The following is an 8,384-nucleotide window of genomic DNA, read 5'->3' on the forward strand; positions in this document are numbered from 1 at the left end:
CTATGTACTATTCTATGAATTTATTCATTTTTGCCTATGAAAGAAAAAATTAAATATTGTGCGATAATTGTCGCAATCAAGCAATATAAAAACATTTCTACAATATATTCGTTTGCATTACAACTTCAAAAAACATAAGTTAGGATCGGTTTTTTCTAGAGAACAGTACTCTAAAGATAAAATTATGATAGTTGTTGGTCTGATGAGTGGTACTTCGGTAGATGGTATTGATGCCGCTGCGATCGCAGTTAGTGGTACAGAAGCAGATCTGCAAGTAGATTTATTAGCAGGTGAAACTTATCCTTATCCCCCAGAATTGAGAGATAAAATATTGGCTGTATGTGGCGGTCGAGCCATTTCTATGATGGAATTAGGCATGCTAGATGATGCGATCGCTTTCCAATTTGCCAATGCAGCCCAAAAAATTCAAGCTCAACAGCCGAAAGCAGATTTAATTGGCTCTCACGGTCAAACTGTATATCATAGACCCCCATCTCAAGATCGATTGGGCTACAGTTTGCAACTCGGTCGAGGAGACTTAATTGCCCGTTTGACAGGCATTAAAACTATCTGCAATTTTCGTGCTGTCGACCTTGCTTTAGGCGGAGAAGGCGCGCCATTAGTCCCCAAAATAGATGCTTGCTTGCTGTCCCATCCCACTAAATCGAGAGCAGTGCAAAATATTGGCGGTATTGGAAATGTAACATTTTTACCTCCAAATCAATTATCTGACTGGAAAGATCGAGTCTGGGGCTGGGATACGGGACCTGGAAATGCTCTAATAGACTTGGCTGTAAGCCATCTAAGTGATGGCTCTCAAACTTACGATCGAGACGGTCAATGGGCTGCGGGGGGTACGCCAGATCGTCAATTAATCACAAAATGGCTGGAGCAAGATTTTTTCCGCCAGTCTCCACCAAAATCAACGGGAAGAGAATTATTTGGTCAAGATTATTTCACTAGATGTTGGCAAGATATGGAGCAAAATAATCTCAAAGACAGCGATCGCCTTGCCACCCTGACAGAATTGACTGTAGCCTCTATTATTGATAGCTATCAACGATTTTTACCCCAAATGCCAGATGAAATACTACTTTGTGGCGGGGGGGCGAGGAATTTATATCTGAGACAACGCTTGCAGGCTGAGTTAACATCGGCACAGATTAATACGACAGATGAGGTGGGAATTGATGGCAATTTCAAAGAAGCGATCGCCTTTGCTATCTTAGCTTATTGGAGAGTTCTGGCTATTACTGGTAACTTACCTCAAGTTACAGGAGCTAGCAAACCAGCTTTGTTAGGAGAAATCCACTTAGTAGAATAACAAATTTAAAATTATGAGGATAAGGTTGTGGCTCATAGTTTCTTATTAGAACCAGGCTACTGGAAAATAACAGGTCATTGGCTTAAACCAAAATCAACGCCTATCCCCCTTCAGGGAGGAATGCAAATTGCCTGGAAAAGAGAAACCTGGTTCAAATTAACTACTAGTTTAGTTTGTGATGACGAAAATGCTACCAAAATCATCTATCAATGTCGAGGCAACTTAAATTACGAAGAAAAAAATTATACTTATGTTTCTCAACACAACCTTTTGGGGAATATTGAGGGAGAGGGTAGACTCGGATTCCAATCTATTATTCAGTATTACTGGTTTATTGAAGCTACTTCTCAACAAAAGGGATTAGACACATATTATTGCGTAGATAGCAATACTTATCATCTAACTAGCAGTATTTTAGACGGTCACAGTGTCAAACATACAATTGAAGCCGTTCTCAAACGCTAATTTTAGATCGAATCCAAAGAGCCGAGATTGATTTTGAATCAATACCTTCGGGGCATCCTTTAAGACAACACTCTCTCTGGCAAAGAAATGATTTTTCTAAAGGATACCGCGACCCATTAGCTTTAGTATGAGCTGCATCTGACGCGCGAGTTGAACTACTATCAGTTACCAAATTATGAATCAAGATACTAATAACGGTCGTTTACTTGCCAATCGCTATGAACTATGTGACTTAGTTGGCGAAGGTGCTATGGGTAGGGTTTATCGAGCCAAAGACACCGTGTTAGGTGGTGTAACTGTTGCAGTCAAATTTTTATCCCAAGCTCTGCTCAATGATAATATGCGCGATCGCTTTGAGCGCGAAGCCACAATATCCGCTCTACTAGGAGAAAAAAGCATTCATGTTGTTAGGGTCAAAGATTATGGCGTAGACGAACATAATGCTCCTTTTTACGTCATGGAATTTCTCTCAGGAGAAAGTATTAACGAGCTTATTTGCCATAAACCTATTGCTTTACCAAGATTTCTCACCTTAATTCGCCACGTATGTTTGGGCTTGGAATCTGCTCATCAAGGTATTTATTTTAATGGAGAACTTTCTCATATTATTCACCGAGACATCAAACCTAGCAATATAATTGTCATTCAAGATCCTACTTTGGGGGAAGCAGCCAAGATTTTAGACTTTGGTATTGCTAAATTAGTCCAGGCTAGTGCCAATCAAACTCAGTCATTCATGGGAACATTAGCATATTGTTCTCCAGAGCAGATGGAAGGCAAGGAATTAGACAATCGTTCTGATATTTATAGTTTGGGAGTAATGATGTATGAGATGCTAACCATGGATATGCCCCTACTTCCTCAAAACTCTTCTTTTGGCGGTTGGTATCAAGCACATCATAATTTTAAACCAGAACCATTTAGCGAAAGGCTCGGTTTACCTCGGGATCTACAAGACTTAGTATTTGGTTGTTTGGCAAAAGAAAGAGAAGATAGACCCCAAACTGTACGAGAAATCTTAGATACTCTACAATTATTTGATTCAACATCTCAGAATAACTCTGACCAACCCAATCAAAATGGCTCTAGTCCTCAAAAAGAGCAGCTAGATTTACCCTACGACACAACTGGTCATGGATTAAATTTTGAAAATAAAACCATCCATGCAGAATCTTCAACCACAGATATCTGTTTGCAAATTCCTTGGCCCGCAAACAAGCCCCTGCGTAAAATTGTTTTTCCTCGATTAATCGAAACTAATTTGGGAGATGTCCCCGTTCTTTCGGTTATGTTAGACCCGGAAGGGGTAGAAAATAGAATATCTAGCAAGCGTTACAACCAATTTTTGTATCTCAGCCATCCCCACCCTACTCTTCTATGGGCAACTATACTTTACAATGACGAATATGGTGCTAAGTGGCTTCCCTGTTATTTGGATCTTAAATCTAATAAAGGACAGCAAATTACCCGCGCCCTGGCTGAAGAAGGAAAATATCGTGTTTTGTTGTATGCTTTAAACGAACCTGGGCAGTGTCAACATATTTTAAATTCGGTTATAAGCGATCGCTATTGTAAAATGCTCGGCCAGTGGGCAAATATCAGTCAAGTCACTAAAAGCGTGGGGGATATCAAAATAGCAAAAAGTGTTTTGAGCCAAGAATTAGAAAAGCTGAAAGACAAAATTGTGACTAAAGTGAAAAAATCTAATTTGACTGATGTTAATGCAGGAAGATAAACAACGAGCAATTAATAACTAATAATGAGCAACGAGGAAAGAAGCTTTAAGGTAGGCGATCACATTAAAATTGTAGCTCTACCCGAATATATTAAAACAGCCGAACCCATGCCCATGCTCCGTTCTCCTAGTTTGCTAACCATAGGGGAGTTGGGTACGATTTTAGACCGTCGTCCTGGTGGTTACTACGGTATTCGTTTTACCCAGGGGGCTTTTTTGTTAGAAAGTCAGTATATAGAAGCGATCGATGATTAAAATTATAGATATAATCCAGATCTAAAAATTCCTCATGATGGAAGTATCCGAATTAAAGCGTACTATCGAAACTATATCTCTACACCTGAGTAAAGCTCAGGAATATCTTTGACCCGCCAGCCTTAATAGCCAAGATACAGGATTTAGAGCAAAGAGCAGCGCAACCAGAATTTTGGGACGACCAAAGCACTGCCCAGAAGGTTTTGCAAGAATTAAACGATTTTAAGTCCAATTTAGAACAGTATCAAACCTGGCAAAGTACTCTAGAAGATGCCAAAGCGATCGCCGAGTTACTAGAATTAGAATCAGATGAAGCTCTAGCTACAGAAGCTCAGACTAGTCTCCAGCAACTAGAAAAAGACCTCGAACTATGGGATTTACAACAACTCCTGTCTGGTACTTATGACACTAAAGGAGCGATTTTAACCATCAATGCTGGTGCGGGGGGTACGGATGCTCAAGACTGGGCAGAAATGCTCTTGCGGATGTACACTCGCTGGAGTGAAAAAGAAGGTTATAAAGTCCGTTTAGCAGAATCTTCGGCGGGAGATGAAGCAGGAATTAAATCCGCTACTCTAGAAATAGAAGGGCGTTATGCCTATGGTTATTTAAAAGGGGAAAAAGGTACTCATCGTTTAGTTAGAATTTCTCCCTTTAATGCTAATGGTAAACGGCAAACTAGCTTTGCGGGAGTGGAAATTATGCCCAACTTGGGGGATGAAGAATTAAACTTAGAAATTCCCGACAAAGATTTGGAAATCAAAACCTCTAGATCTGGCGGTGCGGGGGGACAAAATGTCAACAAGGTGGAAACTGCGGTACAAATTGTCCATTTACCCACTAAAATAGCCGTACGCTGCACGGAAGAGCGATCGCAATTACAAAATAAAGAAAGGGCAATGACTCTTCTAAAAGCTAAATTGTTGATTATCGCCGAAGAACAACGAGCCAAAGAAATTGCTGAAATTCGCGGTGATATGGTAGAAGCAGCCTGGGGAAATCAAATTCGCAATTATGTTTTTCATCCCTATCAAATGGTCAAAGATCTGCGGACAGAAGTGGAAACTACCGATGTTAATGGTGTAATGGATGGGGATCTTAATGCTTTTGTGGAAGCTTATTTACGCCAAGAAAATCAGTTGGTTTAATTTGGTTTAATTTGTTTCTATCTCGGATTTTTTGTGCTTGATGACTGCTTGGCGAAAACCAATCACTACCAAGATGTTAGAAAGAGTTAGAAAGATTTCCGCACTGCCATGCAGCCAATCTACATTAGCTAAGGATTTACCATAATGAACTTGAGCATAAATACCCGCGGGAATTGTGACTGCGACAAAAACCAACAGGACATAAAAGCCAATTAAAGCCAAACGAGGGGTTTTTCCCGAATGAGTCATAAACCACAAAAAACCCAAATAGGGAAACAATGAAATTGCAAACAAGTTTTCTTTATTCATGGAAAGTCGTTACTTAAATTTCCGATCGCTTTGAGTTACGCCAAATTCCCCAAGCAGCAATACATACGGTGAAGTTTCCTACCACAGTCATAGAGGCTTGAAGAATAACTAACCACTCTAGAGATTCGATATTATCAAAGAAGTGCCAAGTACAGGCACACATAGCACTAACTAGAGCAGGTAACATAGCGAATGATAAATTATACCAAGAGCGATCGCCTGTGACTTCTCCATATTGCCAAATATAATAAATGGCAGCAGCCCATTCTAATACGCTCGATACATGAACTATCCAGGTTGGAATTGATAATGCGTGCATTGTCTTTTCTTATTTTTCATTAATTAGACAATTTGGTTTCTAGCCATTCCACGACTTGTTTGCCCAAATTGACATTATTTAATCGATCTATTTCTCGAATGCCTGTAGGGCTAGTTACATTAACTTCAGTTAGATAGCCCCCAATGACATCAATACCCACAAAATAAAGATTATCTGCTTTTAACTGGGGTGCGACGATAGCACAAATTTCTTTTTCTCTCTCGGTAATATCTACCTTTTCAGCTTTTCCTCCCACTGCCATATTTCCTCGGAATTCATTACCACTAGGCACGCGGTTTACTGCACCAATGGGTTTACCATCAAGCATGATAATTCTTTTGTCTCCCTGTTTGGCAGCAGGTAAATATTCTTGAACCATCACGGGTTCGCGCCCTCTTTGAGTGCTAACCTCAATCATAGAATTAAAATTGCGATCGCCCTCTTCTAAAAAAAGAATTCCCTCTCCACCTTTACCCCCCAATGGTTTTAAGACGGCAGTTTTTTTCTCTCGAACAAATTTAGCAATCACTGCTTTATCTTGACTGACAATAGTTTCAGGAATCACAGAAGTAAACTGAAGAGCGTATACTTTTTCGTTAGCATTTCTCAATCCCTGAGGAGAATTGACTACTAAAGTTTTACTAGGATCGATTAAATCTAGGATATAGGTGGTGTAGAGGTAAGGCACAGTGACAGGAGGATCGGTACGCATAAATACTGCGTCCATTTCCTCCAAACAAGTAAGATTGCGATCGCCCACCCGATACCAATCTGATTCGACTGAATAATGCCCATCAATTAGTTTGACGGGCTTGAGGTTGAGGGGTTGCAAATATCCCCAAGCCTTTCCCTCTACAATACTTAGTTGATTAGATTCAGTTATCCAAACTTGATGACCTAACTGTTGTGCTGCTTCCATCATAGCAACACTGCTGTCGTGTCCTGGATCTAAAAGAGCTATCGGATCGATAATAAATGCGAGTTTCACGCTGTTGTCCTTAAATTAAATTCTTAATGCTTCTAACTTAATAAGGGTACAGCTTGATAAGTCCCCTCTACAACAGAGGCTCTAATTCTCCCGCACTATCCAAGTCATAAAGATCGTCGCATCCACCAATATGGCGATCGTCGATAAAGATTTGCGGTACGCTGGATCTACCATTGGCTCTTTTTTTCATTTGGGATCTAGCTGATTCGTCTCCATCAATACAGTATTCACTGTATTTCACTCCTTTTTTATCCAGCAAGCCTTTCGCTCGCATACAAAAAGGACAACGACTCCAGGTATATATCTCTACTTTTGCTGCCATAATCCTTCAAATGTTAAGTATCATTACGTCTTTACTATCTTAAACTGATTTGTTAATTAATTAGGGGATCTAAAATAGATTTCCTCTTTAATCACAAAGCACTCTAAATGTATTGCGATAACTAATAAATGCGATCGAGTAAATAGGAAACGGATATCTCAAGATTTTCATTGTCAACTATTAACTATTACTTTGTTAGTTTTCCCGATCTATTTGGGAACTCTTAAAGATAAGACTAAGGAAGTTCTCGTATTTCAGAGTCAATAAACCCTTGGTTGCTAAGTTTGCCAGAGAACGAGTGGTTGATACAACTACTAGCCTGAAAACACAGCTTCTTTAATAAGTTAACTTATATCGAACTTACATAAAATGGAATCAGCAAAAGTTGTTAATAAAATCCTGCTAAGTTACCTTGCTTTGGGTGCAACCTTTGGTATTGGAATACTAGTAAAAGATAATAATGTTCAAAAAGCTTTAATGGGGACAGGTGCAGCTGCATCTATGGCTTGTGTAGCTGGAACTCTAGTTAATAAGAGTAAAAAAAACTCTGACAACAACGACAATAATAATTTATTAGATAGTCAAGTCCCAGAACTTCGCAGTCAAGAAGCACAATTACAACAGTCTTGTGATGAGAAAGTTGCCAAAATACAAGCAATAGAAACTGATATAAATTCACTTCAAAACGAGCAAAATCAGTTAGTTACTTTGATTTCTGACCTAAGCGATCGCAAGGAACAGTTGGAAACTGAATCTCAAAATTGGCATCAACAAATTCAATCCAAACAACAAGAGTTAGACGCAATAAATAGTCAACTCACAGCAACTGAAAAGCAAAAAGAAGCACTAAATAGTGAAGTTCATACGCTGGAAAATTACAAACAAAATCTACACCAAGAAGTAGAACAGCTATCTTTCAAACAAGAACAATTAGAACAAGTTATATCACCTATTGAAGAAAGTATAACTAATTCTGACTTTGAAGTAACACCTCACTTCAACGATACAATTCAGCCAGAATCAGAAATAGAAGTCAAGCAGCTAGTTAATTCTTTAGATGAATCCGAATTAAAAGCATTTGATAGTGAATTAGAAACTGGTAAAAAATTTGATGAATCTGAAGAAAATTTAGAATCAGATGTCAATCCATTTATCAAAAATACTTCTGAAGAATTAAAAAATAGTAATAAAAATGATTCGGGTTCAGAGCTAGAATTAGTCGACAAGTTGATTGGCTCTTTTAGCGAATCAGAATTAGAATTATTCGATCTTGAAAAAGCTGAAGAACTCGAACATAAAGAAGAAATAGATAGTATTGTTAATACTATTGAAGAATCTCCTGCTGAAGAAGAATCTGAAGACTTGATGGGTGAATTTATCTCTGAAAGCGAACCCTCTCAAGAGTTTAGTCTAGAATCTCCTGCTGAAGAAGAGTCGGAAGACTTGATGATGGGATTTGCCGAGGAAAGCGAACCCTCTCAAGAGTTTAGTCTAGAATCTCCTGCTGAAGAAGAGTCGG

Annotated in this window: 10 protein-coding genes; 6 read left to right on the forward strand and 4 right to left on the reverse strand. The window is 39.0% G+C overall.

Features of this window, described 5'->3' with window-relative positions; all coding sequences use genetic code 11:
- Positions 1 to 181: 181 nt before the first annotated feature.
- From I4641_RS10460 to prfB, 5 genes are all read left to right on the forward strand, one after another.
- Entirely contained in the window at positions 182 to 1,324 is a 1,143-nt protein-coding gene (locus tag I4641_RS10460; protein WP_369426765.1) for an anhydro-N-acetylmuramic acid kinase, read from the forward strand.
- A 27-nt stretch (positions 1,325 to 1,351) separates the two neighbouring features.
- Positions 1,352 to 1,789 (forward strand): hypothetical protein, encoded by a 438-nt coding sequence (locus I4641_RS10465; RefSeq protein WP_229640464.1) that lies wholly within the window; start codon positions 1,352 to 1,354, stop codon positions 1,787 to 1,789.
- Positions 1,790 to 1,964: 175 nt separating this feature from the next.
- On the forward strand, positions 1,965 to 3,524 hold the full coding sequence (locus tag I4641_RS10470) for a serine/threonine protein kinase (RefSeq protein ID WP_229640465.1): 1,560 nt from the start codon (positions 1,965 to 1,967) through the stop codon (positions 3,522 to 3,524).
- Positions 3,525 to 3,548: 24 nt separating this feature from the next.
- Positions 3,549 to 3,779: a regulatory protein SipA gene (gene sipA / locus I4641_RS10475; protein WP_229640466.1), complete on the forward strand. Its 231-nt coding sequence runs from the start codon at positions 3,549 to 3,551 to the stop codon at positions 3,777 to 3,779.
- Between the two features lie 37 nt (positions 3,780 to 3,816).
- A protein-coding gene (prfB, locus tag I4641_RS10480) for a peptide chain release factor 2 (RefSeq protein ID WP_369426766.1) occupies positions 3,817 to 4,927 on the forward strand; the annotation gives its coding sequence in 2 pieces (ribosomal slippage) (positions 3,817 to 3,888 and positions 3,890 to 4,927; 1,110 coding nt in all).
- A gap of 6 nt (positions 4,928 to 4,933) precedes the next feature.
- Here prfB and I4641_RS10485 read toward each other — a convergent pair.
- The 4 genes from I4641_RS10485 to grxC all read right to left on the reverse strand — a co-directional run bounded on the left by I4641_RS10485 (position 4,934) and on the right by grxC (position 6,865).
- The gene (locus I4641_RS10485; RefSeq protein ID WP_229640467.1) at positions 4,934 to 5,236 is read right to left on the reverse strand and encodes a DUF3593 domain-containing protein; all 303 of its coding nucleotides are present in this window, start codon (positions 5,234 to 5,236) and stop codon (positions 4,934 to 4,936) included.
- A gap of 13 nt (positions 5,237 to 5,249) precedes the next feature.
- Positions 5,250 to 5,555 carry a DUF2499 domain-containing protein gene (locus I4641_RS10490; protein WP_229640468.1) on the reverse strand — a complete coding sequence of 102 codons (306 nt, stop codon included), beginning with the start codon at positions 5,553 to 5,555 and terminating at the stop codon, positions 5,250 to 5,252.
- Between the two features lie 19 nt (positions 5,556 to 5,574).
- Positions 5,575 to 6,543, reverse strand: coding sequence for a glutathione synthase (gshB, locus tag I4641_RS10495; RefSeq protein ID WP_229640469.1), 969 nt, complete (start codon positions 6,541 to 6,543; stop codon positions 5,575 to 5,577).
- A 67-nt stretch (positions 6,544 to 6,610) separates the two neighbouring features.
- Complete coding sequence (grxC, locus tag I4641_RS10500; protein WP_229640470.1) at positions 6,611 to 6,865, reverse strand: glutaredoxin 3; 255 nt, start codon at positions 6,863 to 6,865, stop codon at positions 6,611 to 6,613.
- A gap of 369 nt (positions 6,866 to 7,234) precedes the next feature.
- Here grxC and I4641_RS10505 point away from each other — a divergent pair.
- The coding region (locus I4641_RS10505) for a coiled-coil domain-containing protein (RefSeq protein WP_229640471.1) at positions 7,235 to 8,384 on the forward strand (1,150 nt) is incomplete at its 3' end.

The organism is Waterburya agarophytonicola KI4 (assembly GCF_020640915.1).
GTDB lineage: Bacteria > Cyanobacteriota > Cyanobacteriia > Cyanobacteriales > Xenococcaceae > Waterburya > Waterburya agarophytonicola.

Excerpts from the sequence above, each read along its gene's own strand:
- I4641_RS10470 (WP_229640465.1), top strand. The coding sequence starts at position 1,965 with ATGAATCAAGATACTAATAACGGTCGTTTACTTGCCAATCGCTATGAA.
- sipA (WP_229640466.1), top strand. The coding sequence starts at position 3,549 with ATGAGCAACGAGGAAAGAAGCTTTAAGGTAGGCGATCACATTAAAATT.
- I4641_RS10485 (WP_229640467.1), bottom strand. The coding sequence starts at position 5,236 with ATGAATAAAGAAAACTTGTTTGCAATTTCATTGTTTCCCTATTTGGGT.
- I4641_RS10490 (WP_229640468.1), bottom strand. The coding sequence starts at position 5,555 with ATGCACGCATTATCAATTCCAACCTGGATAGTTCATGTATCGAGCGTA.
- grxC (WP_229640470.1), bottom strand. The coding sequence starts at position 6,865 with ATGGCAGCAAAAGTAGAGATATATACCTGGAGTCGTTGTCCTTTTTGT.